The sequence below is a fragment of the Streptomyces sp. Y309 genome, from assembly GCF_056712025.1.
This window is the reverse complement of sequence record NZ_CM160048.1, coordinates 332,422-352,173: the sequence shown is the minus strand read 5'-3', so window position 1 is coordinate 352,173 and position 19,752 is coordinate 332,422. Positions and strand designations below refer to the sequence as shown.

Sequence of the window (19,752 nt, the reverse complement as noted above, 5' to 3'; positions counted from 1 at the left end):
TCGGGAGCCGCCGCTCGGATCAGCCCAGGACCGCCGCCCGGACGCACAGGACGTCCGGCAGGTGCGTGGCCAGCTCGTGCCAGGTGTCTCCGTCGTCCGCCGACGCGTACACCTCGCCGTTGCGGTTGCCGAAGTACAGGCCCGCCGGGTCGGCGCCGTCGGTGCACATCGCGTCCCGCAGCACCGTGCCGTAATGATCGCCCTGCGGCAGCCCCGTGCTCAACGGCTCCCAGCTCTTGCCTGCGTCCGCCGTGCGGTAGACGCGGCACCGGTGGTCGGCGGGCACGCGGTCCTCGTCCGCGTTGATCGGGAAGACGTACGCCGTGTCGCCGCGGTGCGGGTGGGCGACCACCGCGAAGCCGAAGTCGGACGGCAGGCCCTCGCCGATGTCGGTCCAGTGGGCGCCCGCGTCGTCGCTTCGATACACGCCCCAGTGGTTCTGCAGATACAGCCGGTCCGGGTCGGCGGCGTCCTTGGCGACCTTGTGCACGCACTGGCCGAACTCCGGGTTCGGGTCCGGCAGGAACACCGCCGAAACCCCGGAGTTGGACGGCCGCCAGCTCGCGCCGCCGTCCTCGGTGCGGAACACGCCCGCCGTGGACACCGCGACCGTCACCGCGGCCGGATCACGGGCGTCCGTGAGGATCGTGTGCAGGCCCTCGCCGCCGCCTCCTGGCTGCCACTGCGAGCGCGACGGATGGTCCCACAGGGGGCGGACGAGCTCGAAGCTCTCGCCGCGGTCCTCGGAGCGGTAGAGCGCGGCGGGTTCCGTGCCCGCGTACACCACGTCCGGCTCGGCCGCCGCCGGGTGGAGCTGCCACACCCGCTCCAGCGATGCCCTGGTGTCCTTGGGGAACTTGACGGCTGCCTGCTTCGGCTCGGTCCACGTCCTGCCGAGGTCGTCGGAGTGGAACACCGACGGTCCCCAGTGGGAGCTGTCCCCGCCGACGAGGAGGCGGGGCCCGGGCGTGCGCGTGTCGATCGCGATCGAATAGATCGCCTGGGCGTTGAAATACGGGCTCTCGTCGAACTGCCATGTGCCGTGCTTGCGGCGCGCGACGAACAGGCCCTTGCGAGTGCCAATGGTGAGCAGGACGTCAGCCATGACTGACACCTTTCGGACGGCGTTGTCTCAGGTATGGCTCAGTCTGCACCCGACCACTGACAATGACGCCCCGACTCGCTTCTGCCCAGGTCAGGGCGGTCGGCGCAGCCGTGGGCGGGCGCGGCCGCCGCTCAGCCGTGGACCTCCTCCGCCACCTTCGCGATCGCGCCGGGACCCACCCGGCAGCAGCCCCCGATGAGCCGGGCCCCGGAGCGCCGCCAGCCGTCCACCTGGCCCGCGGTGAAGCGGGCGGGGCCGTGCCACGAGCGCGTCGCGGGATCCCAGGTCTCGCCGCTGTTCGGGTAGACCACCACCGGCTTGCCGGTGACGCGGGCGGCCAGCGGGACCGCCGCGTCCGCGTCGCGCGGGTCGCAGCAGTTCACGCCGACCGCGACGACCTCGTCGGCGTCCGCGGCCAGCGCGAAGGCCGCCTCCAGGGGCTGGCCCGCGCGGGTGCGGCCACCGCTGATGCTGTACGAGAGCCACGCGGGTACGCCCAGTCCGCGGACCGCGCGCAGCAGGGCCCGTGCCTCGTCGGTGTCCGGCACCGTCTCCAGGGCGAACACGTCGGGGGCGGCGCCGGACAGCACCTCCAGGCGCGGGCGGTGGAAGCGCTCCAGGTCGGCCACGCTCAGGCCGTAGCGGCCGCGGTACTCGGAGCCGTCCGCGAGCATCGCCCCGTACGGCCCGGCCGACGCGGCCACCCACAGCGGCCGGTCGGCCCCCGCGAGCGCGGCGGCCTCGCGGGCCAACTGCACGCTCAGGCGCAGGAGTTCAGCCGTGCTCAGCGCGTCGATGCCGCGTCGCGCGAACCCCTCGAACGTCGCCTGGTAGCTCGCGGTGATCGCCACGTCCGCGCCCGCCTCGTAGTACGCCAGGTGTGCCGCCCGGACCGCGTCCGGACGCTCGGCGAGCAGCCGCGCCGACCACAAGGCGTCGCCGAGATCGTGCCCGGCGTCCTCCAACTGGTTGGACAGACCGCCGTCGAGCACGAGGGGACCACGCGCCAGCGCCGCCCCCAGGCCCGAACTGCCGGGTGGTCGCTCAGGCCCACCTGTACCCACTTGCCCGTCCGTACCCGCACCCCCGTCGGCGTGCGCCCCCGTGCCCGCTTCGTCGTTCATACTGCTGACGCTAGCCGAGGTGCGGCCAGGGGGAAGTGGCACGCAACCTGATGTCTCGCCCCGTTCGGTGTGCTCACCGGTGGCTCGGTGGTCGCGCACACGTCCTGGGCGAGCGGACAGCGGGTGCGGAAGCGGCAGCCCGACGGGGGTTTCGCCGCGGACGGGGTCTCGCCGTGCAGCGGCTCACGGTCCCCGGCGGCCGCGGCGGCCGGGTCGGGTACGTTCACGGTGTCGAGCAGGCCGCGGGTGTACGGGTGCAGCGGGTGGGCGTAGACCTGCTCGGCCGGGCCCGTCTCCACGAGCTTGCCCAGGTACATCACGCCGACGGTGTCGGCGAGGTGGCGTATCACCGCCAGGTCGTGCGAGATGAACAGATAGGTCAGGCCGCGGTCGCGCTGGAGCTCCCGCATCAGGTTGAGGATCTGCGCCTGGACCGACACGTCGAGGGCCGACACCGGCTCGTCCGCCACCACCAGGTCCGGCGAGAGCGTCAACGCCCGTGCCAGGCCGAGGCGTTGCCGCTGGCCGCCGGAGAACTCGTGCGGATAGCGGTGCACGGCGCCGCGCGGCAGGCCGACGGCGTCGAGAAGTCCGGCGGTCAGCCGCTCCTGGTCGGCGCGGGTGCCGACGCCCTGGATGACCAGCGGCTCGCGCAGGATCTCGCCGACCCGCATGCGCGGGTCCATCGCGGCCGTCGAGTCCTGGAACATGAGCTGGATCCGGCGCCGGTGCGCACGCCGCTCCGCGCGCGAGAGCCCGGCCAGGTCGCGGCCGTCGAAGCGGACCGTGCCCGCGGTCGGCGCCTCCAGGCCCGCCACGATCCGGCCCAGCGTCGTCTTGCCGCACCCGGACTCGCCGACCAAGCCGAACGTCTCGCCCCTGCGCACGGCCATCGACACCCCGCCGACCGCGCTGACTGTGCCCCGCCGTCGTGCGAACGGGCCGCCGCCGAGCGGGAACTCCTTGACCAGCGCGTCGAGTTCGAGCAGCACATCGCCCGGCTCGGTGCTCGCGGCCGGGGGCGGCGTCACCACCTGCTCCTCGGGCGCGTCGCCGTACGGCACGGGATGGAAGCACGCGAACCGGTGCTCCGCGCCCGCGTCCTCGTCGTCGACGAGCTCCGGCTCCCGCTCCCGGCACGCGTCCGTCGCGAACAAGCAGCGCGGCGCGAACCGGCACCCCGTGGGCCGCACCGTGAGGCCCGGCGGCAGCCCCGGAATCGTGTGCAGCTCCGTGCCCCGCTCCGCCGCCCGCTCCGGGAGCGCCGCGAACAGCGCCTCCGTATAGCGGTGCCGGGGGCGCCCGAACAGGCCGTGCACGTCGGACTGTTCGGCGACCTTGCCCGCGTACATCACCGCGACGCGGTCGACGCGGTTGGCGATGACGCCCAGGTCGTGCGTGACGAGGATCATCGCCATGCCGAGCGTGGCGCGCAGGTTGTCGATGAGCTCCAGGATCTGGTGCTGGGTCGTGACGTCGAGCGCGGTCGTCGGCTCGTCGGCGATGAGCAGCTTCGGCTCGCACACCAGGGCCATGGCGATCGCCACGCGCTGGCGCATCCCGCCCGACAACTGGTGCGGGTAGGCCTTCATGCGCTCGGACGGCTGCGGCATGCCGACGAGCCGCAGCATCTCCTCGGCCCGCGCCCAGGCGTCCTTGCGACCGATGCCCTCCCGGTGCAGGAGCAGCGGCTCGGCCACCTGCGCGCCGATCGTCATCGTGGGATTGAGCGAGGTCAGAGGGTCCTGGAACACCATGCCGACCGTGTTCCCGCGGACGTCCTGAAGGGTGGGCGCGGAAGCCGCCGCCAGGTCCTGGCCGTCGAACAGGATCCGGCCGCCGGTGATCGCCCCGCCGGGCGGCAGCAGGCCGAGGACGCTGAGCGCGGTCATCGTCTTTCCGCACCCGGACTCGCCCACGACGCCCAGGGCCTCGCCCGGCGCGAGGTCGAGTGAGATGCCGTCGAGGGCGTGCACGGTGCGCTCGCGCGAGGCGATGTCGACGTGCAGGCCGTCGATGCGGAGCAGGGGCTCGGGTGCCAGGGCCGGAGGGTCGGTGGGCGGTCCCTCGGTCATGTCGGCTGTGCCGCCGATGTCTTCTCTGTCATCCATGTTGGCGAGTTCCTTTACTTGCGCAGCCGCACTTCGAACGCGTCCCGCAGCCCGTCACCGATGAAGTTGAACGCGGCGACGACCAGCACGATCGCTATGCCCGGCGGGAAGATCAGCCACCAGTAGCCGTTCTGCGTGTACGTGATGCCGGCGGACAGCATCGAGCCCCAGTCGGCCGACGGCGGCGGGATGCTGAGGCCGAGGAACGCCAGATAGCTGACGTAGAGGATGGCGTCGGCGATCTGGAAGGTGCAGTTGACGATGACGGTGCCGATCGCGTTCGGCACGATGTGCTTGAAGACGGCCCGCGCGCCCCCGCCGCCCATCATCCGCATCGCCTGGACGTACTCGCGGTTGCGCAGCGACAGCGCCTCGCCCCGGACGAGCCGGGCCGGGGACAGCCAGGCGACGGCCGCGATGATGAGGATGAGGACGCCCTTGCTGGGCGTGATGATCGCGGCGACGACGACGAGCAGGAACATCGCGGGGATGGCGAGCGCCGCGTCCGTGATCCGCATCATCGCGGCGTCCACCCAGCCGCCGAAGTAGCCGGAGACGGCGCCGTACACCGTGCCGAAGAGCGTGGCCAACAGGCCCGCCGCCAGGCCGATTTCGAGCGATGTCTGCCCGGCGACCATGAGGCGGCCGACCATGTCGTAGCCGAGGTCGGTGGTGCCGAGCAGATGGCCGTCGGTGCCGGGGGACAGGTTCGCCCGGGACAGGTCGGTGTGGGTCTGCTCGGTGTCGTACAGGAGCGGGCCGAGGTAGCTGAAGAGGAGCAGCAGCACCAGCAGGACGACGCCCGTCAGGGCGAGCTTGTTGCCGGTGAAGACCCGGAGCGTGCGGCGGGCGAGGGAGGGCGTGGCCTGCGCGGCCTCCTCGTGCCCGGGCGCGGTGAGGTGGGCGGTCGTGGTGGTCATGCCACGCTCCGTATCCGGGGGTCGAGGACGGCGTACAGGACGTCCGTGAGGAGGGAGCCGAGGACCGTGGCGATGCCGACGACCAGGGTCACGCCGAGCAGCACCGGGAAGTCCGAGCCCTGAGCCGCGTTCCAGAACAGCAGCCCCATGCCCGGGTAGTTGAACATCGACTCGACGACGAGCGCGCCGCTGAACAGCGTCGGCAGATACAGGCCGAGCAGCGTCGCGAGCGGGATGAGCGCGTTGCGCAGGACGTGGCGGACCATGATGCGCCGGCTCGACTGGCCCTTCGCCATGGCGGTGCGGACGTATTCCTCGGTGAGGTTGTCCAGGACCGCCGAGCGCATGTAGCGGCTGAACATGGCCACGATGCCGAACGCCATCGTCACGACCGGCAGCACCAACCCGCTGAATTCCTTCAGGAGTTCACCGATCGACTCGCCCTGCGGCGCCTCCGCCGGGAAGACGGGAAGCACCTGCGCGAACAGGATGATCATGATGAGGCCGAGGAAGAACACCGGCGTGGCGTACAGCAGGAACGCGAGCCCTGTCAGCGCGTAGTCCGACGCCTTGCCGCGCCGCACCGCCTGGAGCAGGCCCAGCGGGATCGCGATGACCACGGCGAGCGCGGTGGAAAGGACCGTCAGGAGCAGGGTCTTGGGCAGCCGCTGCTTGAGCAGCTCGAAGACGGGCGAGTTGAGTTTGTACGAGTCCCCGAGGTCGCCGGTGAACAGCCGCTTCAGGTACATGAAGTACTGCGTCGGGAGTGAACGGTCGTATCCCTGCTGGTGGTTGAACTGCTCGATCTGCTGCGGTGTGCCCTTCGGGCCGAGGATGGCGCGTGCCGGGCCGCCGGGCAGCATGTGGAGCAGCACGAAGACGATGACCGACACCAGGAAGAGGACGACGAGCGCCTGGAGGAACCGCTTGACCAGAAAGCCGGAAAAGCCGGTCACTTGTCGGCTCCCTTCTTCTTGACGTAGTACCAGTCCTGCGGCGCGAACGTGACCGTCGGGTTCTGCTCGATGCCGCGCAGGTCGTTGCGGATGACCGACACCTGGTACGCGGGGTTGGGCATCCACATCACCGGAAGCTGCTCGGCCAGATACGCGCCGTACTCGTGCACGGCCTTCATGTCGGGGGAGTACTGCACGGCGCGGATGATCCGGTCGGCCTTCTTGTCGCTGTAGTTGCCGAAGTTGGCGGACGCGCCGGTGGAGAAGAGCTGCTCGCCGCTCGGGTTGAGCGGGTAGTACCAGCTACCGGCCGTGCCGAAGAAGGACATGTCCCAGTCGCAGCCCGGGTCCTTCGCCGTGCACGGAATGGAGTTGCCGAGCACCGAGTTGAGGGGTTGCTGGCGCACGGTCAGGTCGATGCCGGCCTTGGAGAGCGAGGACTTGAGCTCCTGCATCATGTTCGTGGTCTCCGTGGAGCCCGACTGGGAGAGCAGGGTCAGTTCCAGGGGCGTGTTCCGCTCGATGCCCTTGCCGCACTCGTCGGCGCCCGTTCCGGGGCGTACGCAGCGGGCGGTGCCGTCCTTCGTCTCCCAGCCGTGGGCCTTGAGCAGGGACGTGGCCTTCGCCACCGAGAACGGGTAGCGGTTGCGCTCCATTGCCTTCGACAAATACTGGCTCTTCGGCGTCACCGGCACCGGGCCGAGCGTCGGCGTGGCGCTGCCCTGCCAGATGACGTCGCTCATCGCCTTCTGGTCGACGAGGTGCTGCATGGCCTGGCGGAGGTAGAGCTGACGCATCAGCGGACCGGCGTGGGTGGAGTTGAAGTTGTAGACGATGTACGTCGCCGCCCAGCCCTCCCACGGGTCCACCCGGTAGCCCTTGTCCTCGAACTTCCCCTTCTGGGCGAGGACCGACGGCGGGATGTAGCCGTAGTCGACGCCGCCCGAACGCAGCACGTTGTACTCGGAGTCGGCGGTGGTGAAGGGCTTGAAGACGACCTTGTCGAGGTGCGGGCGCTCGGACTTCGGTCCGGTGAACTTCTCGTTGGGGACGATGGTCACCTGGCCGCTGTCCCGCCAGTCCGCCAGCTTCCAGGGCCCGTTGACCGTCTTCCACAGCGGGTCGGAGCCGTACTTCCCGAGGCTCTTGCCGTGCCGGGTGAGCCGGGCGAAGACCTCCTTGGCGCCCTTCTTCGTGCGGTCCCAGTCGCCGATCGGGCCGCCGTCGGTCCGCGCGCCCCAGGCGTGCTGCGGCAGCGCGCGCATCCGCGTGAGCTGGTTGGCGGTGAACCAGTCCGGGTTGTACGCGCGGGTCAGGCGCAGCCGCACCGTGTGGTCGTCGACCGTCTCGAACCGCTTGACGTTGTCCGGCATGGTGCCGACCGAGTAGCTGCCCCACTCCGCCTTGTTGGCCTTGACGAGGTTAAACCAGAACTCCAGGTCGCGGGCCGTGACGGGCTTGCCGTCGGACCACTTGACGCCCTTGCGCAGGGGGATGGTCACGGTCTTGTTGCCGTCCGAGTACGCCGGCTCAAGGCCGAGCGTGCTCGGGCCGTGCGTGGTCAGCTCGCCCTTGTCCCGGTCGAGCACGGCGTCGTACACCGGCATGAACAGCAGGTACTGGATGCCCGCGTTGTACGAGGCGCCATAGCCGGGCGGGCCGATCGGGAAGATCCAGTTGGGCGTCGCGTTGGGCGGCAGCGCCATCGTCGCGGTGCCGCCCTCGACCGGGACGCCGCCGGTCGGCCCCATGTCGACGCGGCCGCCCTCGTGGGTGCAGCCCGTCAGGGCCGCGAGCACCAGGCCCGCGGCCGCGGCTGCCTTGAGTGAGCGCATGGTGGTGGGCCTCCAGGAACTGCCGGGACAGGAACTGCCGGAACCGGATCCGCACACGTGAGCGGTGGGGAGGCCCGAACGCTAGGCCTGTGGAGAAAAGCAAGTCAAGAGCTTCGTTCGGCAAAGACTGTGAAAAGCCGGGAGTTGGGGCACTTTCCTTGGCGGGTCTGGTCAACTTCCTTCGCCGCGACCTAGTGTTCGGCTGGTACGCGAATCAACTCGTCGAACGAACGGGGTCGGTATGGCCAGCAACGCACACGGCGAAACCGGATCGGCGGAGCACATCGTGCGTCTGGTCTCGTCGGGCGCGGCCTCCTCCCGGGCCGATCTGGTGCGGGAGCTGGGGCTCGCGCCGTCCACGGTGTCGCTGCGCGTCCAGGAGCTGGTGGCGGCGGGCGTGCTCACCGAGTCCGGCGAGGGCGCCTCGCGCGGCGGGCGCCGCCCCCGGCTGCTCCGGGTGCGCGCCCAGGGCGGCATCGCGCTGGCCGCCGACCTGGGCAGCCACCACGCCCGGCTCGGCGCGGTCGACCTAGACGGCACCGTCCGCGACACCGCCGACCTGCCGCACGACATCACCGCCGGACCCGAGTCGGCCGTGGACTGGCTGTGCGAGCGCGTCACCGAACTCGCCGACCGCGAACGCGCGGCGGGCCGCACGGTCCGTGCCCTCGGGGTCGCCTTCCCCGGCCCCGTGCGCCCCGGCGAGGGCCGCGTCCTCAGCCCGTCCCGGATGCCCGGCTGGCACCGCTACCCGCTGCGCGACGTCCTCGCGGAGCGCCTCGGCCTGCCCGTGACCGTCGAGAACGACGCCACGATGATGGCCGTCGGCGAGCACAGCGTCGCGCGCCCCGACCTCGACCACATGGTCGTCGTCAAGGCCGGCCGCGGCATCGGCAGCGGCGTCATCGCGGCGGGCCACCCCCACGACGGCGCCAACGGCGCGGCCGGCGACATCAGTCACGTACGCGTCGAGGAGGCGGGCGACCGGCCGTGCAGCTGCGGCAACATCGGCTGCCTGGAGACCGTCGCGAGCGGCGCCGCGCTGATCCGTGAACTCGCCCGCCAGGGCGTCGAGGTGGCCACCACCGGCGAACTCCTCCAGCTCGTCGCGGACGGCGACCCGCAGGCCACCACCCTGGTGCGCACCGCGGGCCGGCACATCGGCACGGTGCTCTCCGTCGTCGTGAACTTCTTCAACCCGCAGGCCGTGGCGCTCGGCGGCGTCCTCGCCACCGCCGAACCGCTGGTCGCCGCCGTCCGCGGCGTCCTGTACGAACGCTGCCTGCCCGTGGCCACCGCCGACCTGGAGATCACCACCACCGTGACGGGGCCGGACGCGGGCCTGCTCGGCGCGGGCCTCACGGCCCTGCGCCGCCACCTGCCGACGGGCCCCGCCGCGCCCGCTCCGGACGCTCCCGCCGCCCAGGCACCCGCTCCCGCTGCCAAGGAACCCGCCGCCACCGGCCACGACCACCCGTCCGCCATCCCCGTCCAGGAAGAGAGCGCATCCGCATGACCGCGACCCCGGCCGCCGCCCAGACTGCGCATCGGACGCCCGCCGTCACCCACCGCCGCCTGCGCATCGGCATCGGCGGCATCGGCATCGAGTCCTCCACGTTCTGCCCGCACCGCTCCACCGCCGACGACTTCCGGCAGACCCGCGGCCAGGAACTCCTCGACCGCTACACCTGGACCCGGCCGGACTCCGACCTCGCGGACCTCGTCGAGTGGGTGCCGCTGCTGCACGCGACCGCGCTGCCCGGCGGCCCCGTGGCGGCCGAGTCGTATCTGACCCTCAAGGACGAACTGGTCACCCGCATCCGGCGGGCGGGCCCCCTCGACGGGCTCGTGTACGACATCCACGGCGCCATGAGCGTCGTCGGCCTCACCGACGCGGAGGCCGACCTGACCGAGGCCGTCCGCGCCGCCCTCGACTTCGCCGGCACACCGGACGGCACCGGCCGCCCCATGATCTCCACCGCCATGGACCTGCACGGCAACGTCTCGTACCGCTTCGCGGCGCCGGTCGACCTGCTCACCGCGCACCGCCTCGCCCCGCACGAGGACGCCTGGGAGACCCGCGAGCGCGCCGCCCGCAACCTCGTGCGCTGCCTGCGCGAGGGCAGCCGTCCGCACCGTGCCTGGGTGCAGGTCCCGGTGCTGCTTCCGGGCGAGAAGACCAGCACCCGCCTGGAGCCCGCCAAGTCCCTGTACGGCTCGCTGGCCGACATCGAGCGCCTTCCCGGGATCCTCGACGCTGCTCTGTGGGTGGGCTACGCCTGGGCGGACGAGCCGCGCTGCCAGGCCGCCGTCGTCGTCACCGGCGACGACGCCGAACTCGCCGCCGCCGAGGCCGAGATGCTGGCCCGCCGCTACTGGGACGCCCGGCGCGACTTCGTCTTCGTCGGCCCGACCGGCAGCGCGGAGGAGTGCGTCGAGCGGGCCGTGGCCTCGTCGAAGCGGCCGTTCCTCATCAGCGACTCCGGCGACAACCCGACGGCGGGCGGCGCCGGGGACCTCGCGTACATGCTCGGCACGCTCCTGGAGAACGACGCGATCCGCTCCGGCGAGGTCACCGCCGTCCACCCCGGCATCACCGACCCGGCCGCCGTCGCCCGCTGCTTCGAGGCGGGCGTGGGCGCGGAGGTCTCGCTGTCCGTCGGCGGCAAGGTCGACCCGTACCACGGCGGACCGTACGCGCTCACCGGCACCGTCGAGGCGCTGCAGCGCGCCACCGACCAGAAGGACCGGGCCGAGGGCGGCGCCTACGACCGGGGTGTCGACATGGCGGCCGTGCGGGTGGGCGGGCTCACGCTGATCCTCGTCGAGCGCCGCAAGCCGTTCCACACCCTCGCCGACTTCACGGGCCCCGCCGACGGCGGCCTCGGCATCGACCCGAGGACGTACGACCTGGTCGTCGTGAAGATCGGCTACCTGGAGCCGGAGCTGTACGACATGGCCGCCGACTGGCTGCTCGCGCTCACCCCGGGCGGCGTCGACCAGGACCTCACGCGGCTCGGCCACCACCGCGTGGAGCGGCCGATGTATCCCTTCGACGACGACGCGTACGAAGATGGCGCGGGCCCCGCCCTGACGGCGGCCCACCTGCCGCCGCTCGCCCCGTACAGCGCCTGACGCCACAGAGAGGAACCGCTCGCATGAAGCGTGCCGCCACCCTGTCCGCCCTCGTCTGCCTGCTCGCCGTCACCGCCGCCGCGCCCGCGGCGCCGGACGCGGGCCGTGGGCACCGCCCCGCTCCCGGCAAGGGCACCCTCCTCGACTCCGTGCCGAAGAAGGGCGTCCTGCGGGTGTGCACGACCGGCGACTACCGCCCCTTCACGCACCGTGAAGCCGACGGCAGCTACAGCGGCATCGACATCAAGATGGCCCGGGACCTCGCCAAGTCCCTGGACGCCAAGCCGAAGTTCACCGCCACCACCTGGAAGGAGATCGCCGACGACGTGGCGGACGGACGCTGCGACATCGCCGTCGGCGGCGTCTCCATCACGCTGCCGCGCGCCCGCACCGTGTACTTCAGCGAACCGACCCGCGAGGACGGCAAGACGCCGATCGTGCGCTGCGCGGACAAGGCGCGCTTCGGGGACGGGACGCTGGCCGACATCGACAAGCCCGGCACCAAGGTCGTCGTCAACCCCGGCGGCACCAATGAGCAGTTCGCCCGCGCACACATCAAGCAGGCCTCCCTCACCGTGCACCCCGACAACTCCACGATCTTCCAGGAGATCATCGACGGCCGCGCGGACGTGATGATGACCGACGCCAGCGAGACCCGCTACCAGGCGAAGATCCACCCCGAACTGTGCTCGCTCCACCCCGACAAGCCCTTCACCTTCGCGGAGAAGGCCTACGCCCTGCCGCGCGGCGACGCGCAGTTCAAGGAGTACGTCGACCAGTTCGTGCACCTCGCGACGCACGACGGGACGTACGCGGCGTACGAGGCGGAGTGGATGAAGTGACGTCGGCCGCCGGACCGTACCCAAGACGCCCCTGAGAGCGCGCAGTTGGTACGATCCCCGCTCTGATTCCAGGGGGACGGGATTCCGGGGGACGGGTGATGACGGGAGAAGCGCGGCCCGACGACGGGGCCGCCGGTGACGGCGGGCACCCCGACGCTGCCGGTGACGCCGGGCACCCCGACGCACGCATGCGGCACCTCGCCGAGGAGGTCAGGCAGATCGCGGCCGAGTCCCGGATCGGCGCGCGGCGGGCCCAGCGGCGCAGCAAGCTGTGGAACGCCACGTACATCTGCCTCGGCTTCCCGGCCGCGGTGCTCGCCGGGATCTCCGGCGCCGCGGGCCTCGCCTCGCCCGGGGCGCGGGTGCCCGCGGCGATCCTCGCGCTGCTGTCGGCGGGCTTCTCGGCCGGGTCGACGTTTCTGCGCGCCGACGCACGACAGATGGCGAACCTGCGCCGCCGCTATGCGTGGCAGAACCTGGAGACCCGGGCCCGTCTGGTCCTCGCGCACGAGGCGTACGAGGGTGTCGAGCAGCTGCACACCGCGCTGGTGGCACTGCTGGAGATGCGCGCGGCCATCCCCTCCAGCGCCCTCGTCCTGGCCGAGGCCGCACCACCGCCGCTCCAGGCCCCGGCCCCGCCCACGCCGCCGGCGCTGTAGGCCGAGGCCGGGAACCTAATTCGCTGGAGATGGATGGCGGTGGCACATATCGTGTGCCGGTCATCGTCCGCCGGAGGTCTGCGCCTTCGCGCGAGCAAAGCATCGTAAGAGAGTAGTGGGGCAGTGGAACACAGCGGATGGGCCGACGAACGGTTCGGGGCGGTCGCGGACGTCTTCGCCCGGAACTCCGCGGAGTTCGACGAACTCGGCGCGGCCGTCACCGTGTTCGTCGGCGGGCGCAAGGTCGTGGACCTGTGGGGCGGCATCGCCGACGAGCGCACCGGCAGGGCGTGGCAGGAGGACACGGTCGTGCCGGTCTTCTCCTGCGCCAAGGGCGTCGTCAGTGTCTGCGCCCACCTGCTCGCGCAGGAGGGGCGCCTGGACCTGGACGCGCCGGTGGCGCGGTACTGGCCGGAGTTCGTGCGGGGCGGCAAGGAGACGATCACGCCGCGCATGGTCCTCGGCCACCGCGCCGGGCTCCCCGTCCTCGACCGCACCCCGACGTTCGAGGAGATCACCGAGTGGACCCCGGTGATCCGCGCCATCGAGGAGCAGGAACCGCTGTGGGCGCCCGGCGAGACGTACGAGTACCACGCGCACGTCTTCGGCTTCCTGCTCGGCGAGGTCGTCCGGCGCGTCACCGGGCTCACCCCCGGCGCCTACTTCCGCAAGGCCGTCGCCGACGACCTGGGCCTGCGCACCTGGATCGGCCTGCCGGAGGAGGAACTCGGCTCGCTCGCCCGGCTCGTCGAGGCACCGGGCAGGCCGCCGATGCCCGGCCCGGAGTCGCTGCTCACCCGCATGGTCACGATGAACGGCGCCTTCGTCTTCCCCGGCGTCGACGGCCCGCACGGCTGGAACGACCCTGCCCTGCTCGGCGCGGAGATCCCCGGCGCGGGCGCGGTCTCCTCGGCGCGCGGCCTGGCCACGCTGTACGCCGCCGCCGCGACCGGCGTCGACGGCTCCGCGCGGCTGCTCACCCGCGACACCGTCACGGACGCGGTGCGCGAGCAGTCCGGCGGCACGTCCTGGCTGGGCTTCGACGCCGGCGTCCGCTGGGGCTCGGGCTTCCTCCTGGACGCCCCGGCCTTCCGCCCCACACTGGGCCCGCGCAGCTTCGGCAACGACGGCGCGGGCGGCCAGTTCGCCTTCGGCGACGACGAGTTCGGCGTGGGCTTCGCCTACGTGGCCAACAAGATGATCGGCCACGGCGACGCCCGCGCCGACCGGCTGGTCGCGGCCGTGCGGACGTGCCTGGGCGAGGGCTGAGCTCCCGGCGCGGGCGGCCGGCCCCGGGACCCCCGGACCGGCCGCCCGCGTCCGCCTTGGGGTAATCCCTGGGCCCGTCCCCGGGGACGCGGCGGGTGCGGCGGTTCTACGGTGGCCGGGCCAGGAGCGGTAGAAGTCGGGGGACTTCTGCGAGGGGGGCTCCTGCTGAGCGGCTATCCGCCGGAGGTTTCCGACATGCACTCTGCCCGCAGGCGCTGCGTCCACAGCGGGACGAGCGGACGTCTCGCCTCGACCAGCACCGCCGACATCGACGCGCTGGTCGCGAGCCTGAAGGACCGGCCACGCGTGGTCCTGCACTTCCACGGCGGGCTCGTCGACGACCAGGTGGGGTTCGCGACGGCCGAGCGGCTCACGCCCGTGTACGAGGCGGCGGGCGCCGAGCCCGTGTTCTTCGTGTGGAGCAGCGGCCTGCTGGAGACCCTTCAGGGCAACCTGCCCCAGATCATCGGCGAGTCCGTCTTCCAGACACTCCTGAGCCGCGTCACCCGCTACGCCGCCGGCATCGTCCTCCAGCGGCCCGGACAGCGCGCCGCCGGCTCCCTGACCGCCCCGCCCGCCAGGGCCGTCGCCGCCGAACTCGCCCTGCTGCGCACCGGACAGGAGCCCTACGCCCGGCTGACCCCGCCCGCCGAGGTGCCGCCGCTCGGCGAGGCCGAACGCGTCCGCATCACCGCCGAACTCTCGGCGGACACCGAACTCGCCGACCGCAACCGGGAGATCGTCGGCTCGGTCCTGCGCTCGGCTCCCGCACCGGCCGCCGCGCGCGACATCGACGGGGGGCGCGCGGCGGTCGCCACCCTCATGTCACCGGACACCGTGGCCGAGCTGGCCGCCGAGACCGCGGCGGCCGACAACCGCCGCTCCCTGGTGACCTCCGCGCTCCTGGTGCGCAAGACGGTGCGCGTCATCGCCGCCGTCGTGGGCCGCTTCCGGCTGCGCACCGACCACGGCCTGTACCCGACCGTCGTCGAGGAGATACTCCGGGAGTTCTACATCGCCAACGTGGGCGCCTCGATCTGGGACGCCATGAAGCGGCAGACCGCCGACACCTTCGCCGCGTCCGACGAGGCCCGCGCGGGACGCTACTTCCTGGACCGCTTCAGCCAGCTCCTGGCCTCCGGCAGCCGGCCCAAGGTGAGCGTCGTCGGCCACAGCGCCGGTGCCGTCTTCATCAGCAACCTGCTCACCGACCTCGTCCGCAGGCGCGCCGACGCCGACGACCCGCTGCCCGCCGACTTCCGTGTCCGCGACGTCGCACTGCTGGCACCCGCGTGCACCGTCGCCCAGCTCGCGCCCGTCGTCCGCCACCAGCGCGAACTCTTCGACCGGCTGCGGATGTTCACGATGACCGACGCGGCCGAACGCGCCGACCACCTGGTGCCCCTGCTGTACCCGAGGTCGCTGCTGTACTTCGTCTCCGGCGTCCTGGAGCGCGGCCCCGCCAAGCAGTCGGCGGTCGCCCCGATCGCCGGCATGCGGCGCTGGTACGACGCCGACGGCGCCTTCGGCGGGCAGGACTCCGAGGACCTGCGGGCGTTCCTCGCGGCCGATCCGCAGCGCACCGTGTGGTCACCCGCCGACGGCGGCGCCCCCGGCCTGCGCTCGGGGGCCCGCACGCACGGCGGCTTCGACGACGACCCCGAGGTCCTGGCGAGCCTCGCCCGGATGCTCGCCGACTGACCGCGGGGCGCGGTCCGCAGGGGGTCGCGCAGGGGGGCCAACGGGTTCGCACAAAGGGGTCCACAACGGGTTCGCACAAAGGGGGAAGCCCGATGAACGACCTGCACCACGCCGTGGTCGTCGGCATCAACCGCTATCCGGCGATCAGCGACCTGCGAGGCGCGCGCGGCGACGCGGGACGGTTCCGCGACTGGCTCGTGGACCCGGCCGGAGGCAACGTACCGGAGGGCAACGTCGCCCTCGTCACGGCCACCGAACGCGACGAGCGCGCAGCCGACGTGATGAGCGCCGTCCCGACCCGCGAGAACGTCAACCGCGCCCTGTACCGCGCCCACTGCGCGGTCCGCGCCGCCGTCGAACGCGACGGCGGCGCCTGGGCCGACACCCGCCTGTACGTGTTCCTCGCCGGGCACGGCATCGCCCCGTTCGGCGGCGACGCCGCGCTGCTCATGGCCAACGCCGCGATCGACCTGCTCGGCAACCACATCGCCGTACGCCCGTATCTGTCGTGGTACGAATCGGCGTCGCCGTTCCACGAGATCGTGTTCTTCGCGGACTGCTGCCGCACCCGGTTCGGCGGCGTCACCGCCTTCGGCCCGCCGTTCACCGACACCACCGAGGCCCCCGACAAGGTCGAGGCCTTCGTCGGCTACGCGTCCGCGCTCGGCGACCCGGCCTACGAACAGCACGAACCCGACCCGGACCAGTCCCGCGGCCACTTCACCTCCGCCCTCCTGGAGGGGCTGCGCGGCGCGGGCGGCGGCACCGTCACCTCCGAGGGCCAGGTCACCTCCGACAGCCTCGCGGACTACGTACGCCGCCATGTGCTCGACCGCACGACGCAGGAACTGGTCCCGCAGGAGGCCCGGTTCCTGAGAGAGACCAGCACACCGATCGTCTTCGCGGAGGGGCTCCAGGGCGTCGGCTCGTACCCGGTGACCCTGCGCTTCCCGGCCGGGTTCCGCGGCCGGGTGGAGCTGCGCGGCCGGGGCATCACCGAGCCGCGTTGGCTGGACATCGCCGGGGCGGACCACGTCGAGGCGCTGGTGCCCGGGCTCTACAAGGCCGTACCGGAGAGCCTGACCGCGCCCGAACTCACGGACGGCGGATTTTTCGAGGTAGTGACCGGAGGTGGCGGCGTTGTCCAGTTCTGAGTCCGAGTCCCGTTCTCAGGCCCTTCCTGAGTCCCCTTCCGGGGCCGAGTCCCGTGCTGATCAGTCGCGGTCGGCGATGCCTGAGCGGCGCGACGAGGTGCCGTTCGTCGTCATCCCCGACACACCGTCGGTCCTGATCACCGTGACCGACGACGCGCTGCGCGAGGTGGCGCACGGCATGGGCACCATCGAGACCACGCTGCCGCCTGGCATCTACCGCATCGAGCAGCGCTTCGCGGGCGCCGTGGCAAGCCGGTTCGCCGAGGTGGGCACGGACGCCTTCACCGAGCGCCTGCCGCTGCCCGACGTCCCCGCCCCGGCCCCCGTCGAGCGCACCGCCACCACACACGCGGCGCACCGCGAGGCCGCGCTGCGGTGGAGCAGGGAATCCACGCACCGCCGGGGCGCGCCCACGCTCATGGTGCTGCTGCGGAACCTGCGCCGCGGCTGGCGCCTCGATCCGTACGCCCTGCAGATCACCGCCGAGAGCGGGGAGGCCGTGGACGGCGGCGAGGACGGCTGGCAGGTCGATCCGCAGCAGGGCTGGGCCGCCTGGAGCGGCCGACTGGCGCCCGGCGGCTACCGGTTGCGGCTGCGCGAACCCTCCGGCGAGGGGCTGCCGCTGGCCCAGGCGCTGTGGGTGTCGGAGGGTTGGACCACCCTCGTCTTCGTCAGCAACGGCCCGCACGGCCCGCGGCCGCAGCACGCCTCGGTGGAGATGGCGCCCGCCGGCACTGGCTGGTCCCCGGCCGACGAAGGGCTGAGCCTGGCCCGGGAGGCGGCGATGTCCGGGCTGCGCCAGGGCATCGACCTGACCTCGGACAAGCAGCTGTTGCCGATGCTCGACTCGGGGCGGATCGACCCGTTCCTCGGCATCGTCGGCGCACACGCCATGCTGCTCGACCGCAGGCCCGACCTGAAGCGCCTGGACGATGTCGTCCGGCGGCTGACGCCGCATGTGCCCGGGCACCCCGACCTCGCCGCGCTGCGCACGCTCGTGGACGGGCCGCCGGCGCGGGTCGCATCCCCGCCGATGCTGGCCGCGTCCTGCCGGCTCCTGATCCGGGCCGACGGCACCGACCCCGGGGTGATCAAGGACGGTTCGATGGCCGAGAACGTCGCCGAGCACCTGGTCGGACGCGGGGTGTGGACGACGTGGCTGGAGGAGGAGCGCCTGCTGGTGGCGGGGGCGCGCGGCGGCCCCGCGGCGCCGGGTGACGCCGTCGGGGCGAGCGGGCCCCGGCCGGGGGCCGCCGACGCCGTGAGCCGGGTGGAGGCCTATGTGCACGAGATCGCGGACCTGTCGGGCACGTTGGTCGGCGAGGTGCTCCGGGACATGCCGCGGGACGAGCTGTGCCGCAGGACCGGACTGCCGCACAGGCCGGTGGACCAGGCGATCGCGAGGCTGCGGGAGGCGGAGCCTGGCTGAGACCCCCGGACCGGGGAGGAGCCTTGGGCCCCCTGTCCGGGTGAGGAGCGGAGGGGCCGGACGGCTCGGGGGAGCCCGGCCCCTCCGATGTGGGCAGGCCCTCGGATGCGGGCAGGCGCCGATGTGGGCAGGCGCCGATGTGGGCAGGCGTGGTGCGGGCGCCCCTGGCGCATGACATGGGGTGCCCCGTGGTGCATGACCGCGGTGCATGCCAAAGCGGGCGCCCCGTCCAGGGCGTGAGCGATCACCGAGATGGTGGCCACGACGGCCGGCGCGTCGCTCAACCAGGGGAGATCCCCCTTCTCCCCGCGACCCTGGACGGGGCCGTGTCCCATCGTGCCGGGCGGCCGTCACCGCGGCGTCACGTCATCTGTGAGTGCCGTGTCCGCCGGGCCGGGCGGTGTGCGCGAAGCGGATCGGCCCTCACACCAGCGGGCGCCTACGCCCTCACACCAGCTGGCGTCTCCGCCTCACACCAGCGCGTGCCGCAGCATCCTCACGAACTGGCCGGACGGCTCCACGCCGAGTTCCCTGAGCAGCAGTTCGCGGAAGGTCTCGTACTGCCGTACCGCCTCCGTCAGGTTGTGCTCCGCGAGGTGCACGGACACGACCGCGCGGTGGGCGCTCTCGCGCAGCGGGTCGACGCGGGTGCTCTCCAGGGCGGCTTCGAGGGCGGGCGCGTACTGCCGGTGTGCGACGAGCCGGGCCGACAGCGCCTCCAGGGCGTGCAGCCGCAACTGGTGCAGCCGCTCGCGTTCGTAGGCCACCCAGTCCTGCTGCCAGCCGGGCAGCAACTCGCGCCCGCACAGCAGCACTTGGTAGGCCGCGCGCATGCGCTCCCGCGCCGCCGCCAGGGCGTCCCCCGACAGCACGTGGTGGGCGGCCGCGGTCAGGTCCTGGATGTCCACGCGCACCCGGCGGCTCAGCGACAGCACGCCGTCACGGGCGTCCGTGAGGGCTGGACCCGCGCCGTTGAGCCGCCACACGGCGGTGCGCAGGCTGGCGCGGGCCCGCGCCTCGGTGACGTCGGGCCAGAGCGTCCCGGCGAGCGCCGAGCGGGTCGCCGCGCCGCACAGCGCGAGCCGCGCCAGCACCTGCTGACCGCTCGCGGGCACCTCCAGCGGCTCGCTGCCGCGGGCGGCGAGCGTCCCGGGATCGTCCGGGCAGGCCAGGGAGGAGTGGACGAGACCGTCCGGGCACGCGTGGGCGTGGCCGTCCGGGTCGGGGGCGGCGGCGTGACCGCCCGCTCCTGTCCCGCCCTCCGTCCGCGCCCCTCTGAAGTCCCCGCCCCCGCCGACCGATTCCCCGCGCTCCCGCGTCAGGAGGAATCCGCCGAGCAGTCGCAGCCGCAGCGTCGGCCGCTCTTCCCCGGCCGCCCCGTAGCTGATGGAATCCATCGGGCCACCTCCAGTGGGCTCTTGCGTTCGCCCTGCCCTACCGGCACGAACGTAACGACAAGGAGCCCCGTGCGCCTCCGGGAGTGTGCCGGGGATTACCCCGGTGACCCCGCCC

General features: G+C 72.7%; 15 protein-coding genes. 8 read left to right on the top strand and 7 right to left on the bottom strand.

Annotation, left to right across the window (positions count from 1 at the left end; translation table 11 throughout):
- Positions 1–19 precede the first annotated feature (19 nt).
- The 6 genes from AC0KTA_RS01475 to AC0KTA_RS01450 all read right to left on the bottom strand — a co-directional run bounded on the left by AC0KTA_RS01475 (position 20) and on the right by AC0KTA_RS01450 (position 8,051).
- Positions 20–1,105 (bottom strand): WD40/YVTN/BNR-like repeat-containing protein, encoded by a 1,086-nt coding sequence (locus AC0KTA_RS01475; RefSeq protein WP_481053245.1) that lies wholly within the window; start codon positions 1,103–1,105, stop codon positions 20–22.
- Positions 1,106–1,236: 131 nt separating this feature from the next.
- A complete protein-coding gene (gene mmuM, locus AC0KTA_RS01470; RefSeq protein WP_481053244.1) occupies positions 1,237–2,229 on the bottom strand; it encodes a homocysteine S-methyltransferase in 993 nt (330 codons plus the stop codon).
- Positions 2,226–4,304, bottom strand: coding sequence for an ABC transporter ATP-binding protein (locus tag AC0KTA_RS01465; RefSeq protein WP_481056732.1), 2,079 nt, complete (start codon positions 4,302–4,304; stop codon positions 2,226–2,228). The genes mmuM and AC0KTA_RS01465 overlap by 4 nt, the downstream gene beginning before the upstream one ends.
- Positions 4,305–4,354: 50 nt before the next feature.
- Positions 4,355–5,260, bottom strand: a complete 906-nt coding sequence (locus AC0KTA_RS01460; protein WP_481053243.1) for an ABC transporter permease — start codon at positions 5,258–5,260, stop codon at positions 4,355–4,357.
- On the bottom strand, positions 5,257–6,216 hold the full coding sequence (locus AC0KTA_RS01455; protein WP_481053242.1) for an ABC transporter permease: 960 nt from the start codon (positions 6,214–6,216) through the stop codon (positions 5,257–5,259). Before AC0KTA_RS01455 ends, AC0KTA_RS01460 begins: the two co-directional genes overlap by 4 nt.
- Positions 6,213–8,051 (bottom strand): peptide ABC transporter substrate-binding protein, encoded by a 1,839-nt coding sequence (locus AC0KTA_RS01450; RefSeq protein ID WP_481053241.1) that lies wholly within the window; start codon positions 8,049–8,051, stop codon positions 6,213–6,215. Before AC0KTA_RS01450 ends, AC0KTA_RS01455 begins: the two co-directional genes overlap by 4 nt.
- A gap of 241 nt (positions 8,052–8,292) precedes the next feature.
- On the opposite strand from AC0KTA_RS01450, the gene AC0KTA_RS01445 reads away from it, so the two are divergent.
- The 8 genes from AC0KTA_RS01445 (at position 8,293) to AC0KTA_RS01410 (ending at position 18,240) form a co-directional block, all read left to right on the top strand.
- Positions 8,293–9,567: an ROK family protein gene (locus AC0KTA_RS01445; RefSeq protein WP_481053240.1), complete on the top strand. Its 1,275-nt coding sequence runs from the start codon at positions 8,293–8,295 to the stop codon at positions 9,565–9,567.
- Positions 9,564–11,186, top strand: a complete 1,623-nt coding sequence (locus AC0KTA_RS01440; protein ID WP_481053239.1) for a M81 family metallopeptidase — start codon at positions 9,564–9,566, stop codon at positions 11,184–11,186. The genes AC0KTA_RS01445 and AC0KTA_RS01440 overlap by 4 nt, the downstream gene beginning before the upstream one ends.
- Positions 11,187–11,209: 23 nt before the next feature.
- Complete coding sequence (locus tag AC0KTA_RS01435) at positions 11,210–12,028, top strand: transporter substrate-binding domain-containing protein (RefSeq protein WP_481053238.1); 819 nt, start codon at positions 11,210–11,212, stop codon at positions 12,026–12,028.
- Between the two features lie 98 nt (positions 12,029–12,126).
- On the top strand, positions 12,127–12,687 hold the full coding sequence (locus AC0KTA_RS01430; RefSeq protein WP_481053237.1) for a hypothetical protein: 561 nt from the start codon (positions 12,127–12,129) through the stop codon (positions 12,685–12,687).
- A gap of 123 nt (positions 12,688–12,810) precedes the next feature.
- A complete protein-coding gene (locus AC0KTA_RS01425; protein WP_481053236.1) occupies positions 12,811–13,956 on the top strand; it encodes a serine hydrolase domain-containing protein in 1,146 nt (381 codons plus the stop codon).
- A gap of 195 nt (positions 13,957–14,151) precedes the next feature.
- Positions 14,152–15,657: a hypothetical protein gene (locus AC0KTA_RS01420; RefSeq protein ID WP_481053235.1), complete on the top strand. Its 1,506-nt coding sequence runs from the start codon at positions 14,152–14,154 to the stop codon at positions 15,655–15,657.
- A gap of 92 nt (positions 15,658–15,749) precedes the next feature.
- A complete protein-coding gene (locus AC0KTA_RS01415; protein WP_481053234.1) occupies positions 15,750–16,811 on the top strand; it encodes a caspase family protein in 1,062 nt (353 codons plus the stop codon).
- 76 nt (positions 16,812–16,887) lie between these two features.
- Positions 16,888–18,240, top strand: coding sequence for a hypothetical protein (locus AC0KTA_RS01410; RefSeq protein ID WP_481053233.1), 1,353 nt, complete (start codon positions 16,888–16,890; stop codon positions 18,238–18,240).
- A 470-nt stretch (positions 18,241–18,710) separates the two neighbouring features.
- Here AC0KTA_RS01410 and AC0KTA_RS01405 read toward each other — a convergent pair whose 3' ends face one another.
- Entirely contained in the window at positions 18,711–19,637 is a 927-nt protein-coding gene (locus tag AC0KTA_RS01405) for an AfsR/SARP family transcriptional regulator (RefSeq protein WP_481053232.1), read from the bottom strand.
- Positions 19,638–19,752: the final 115 nt, after the last annotated feature.

Coding starts and splice junctions, on each gene's coding strand:
- AC0KTA_RS01475 (WP_481053245.1), bottom strand. CDS start 1,105: ATGGCTGACGTCCTGCTCACCATTGGCACTCGCAAGGGCCTGTTCGTC.
- mmuM (WP_481053244.1), bottom strand. CDS start 2,229: ATGAACGACGAAGCGGGCACGGGGGCGCACGCCGACGGGGGTGCGGGT.
- AC0KTA_RS01465 (WP_481056732.1), bottom strand. CDS start 4,304: ATGACCGAGGGACCGCCCACCGACCCTCCGGCCCTGGCACCCGAGCCC.
- AC0KTA_RS01460 (WP_481053243.1), bottom strand. CDS start 5,260: ATGACCACCACGACCGCCCACCTCACCGCGCCCGGGCACGAGGAGGCC.
- AC0KTA_RS01450 (WP_481053241.1), bottom strand. CDS start 8,051: ATGCGCTCACTCAAGGCAGCCGCGGCCGCGGGCCTGGTGCTCGCGGCC.
- AC0KTA_RS01445 (WP_481053240.1), top strand. CDS start 8,293: ATGGCCAGCAACGCACACGGCGAAACCGGATCGGCGGAGCACATCGTG.
- AC0KTA_RS01440 (WP_481053239.1), top strand. CDS start 9,564: ATGACCGCGACCCCGGCCGCCGCCCAGACTGCGCATCGGACGCCCGCC.
- AC0KTA_RS01435 (WP_481053238.1), top strand. CDS start 11,210: ATGAAGCGTGCCGCCACCCTGTCCGCCCTCGTCTGCCTGCTCGCCGTC.
- AC0KTA_RS01430 (WP_481053237.1), top strand. CDS start 12,127: ATGACGGGAGAAGCGCGGCCCGACGACGGGGCCGCCGGTGACGGCGGG.
- AC0KTA_RS01420 (WP_481053235.1), top strand. CDS start 14,152: ATGCACTCTGCCCGCAGGCGCTGCGTCCACAGCGGGACGAGCGGACGT.
- AC0KTA_RS01415 (WP_481053234.1), top strand. CDS start 15,750: ATGAACGACCTGCACCACGCCGTGGTCGTCGGCATCAACCGCTATCCG.
- AC0KTA_RS01410 (WP_481053233.1), top strand. CDS start 16,888: ATGCCTGAGCGGCGCGACGAGGTGCCGTTCGTCGTCATCCCCGACACA.
- AC0KTA_RS01405 (WP_481053232.1), bottom strand. CDS start 19,637: ATGGATTCCATCAGCTACGGGGCGGCCGGGGAAGAGCGGCCGACGCTG.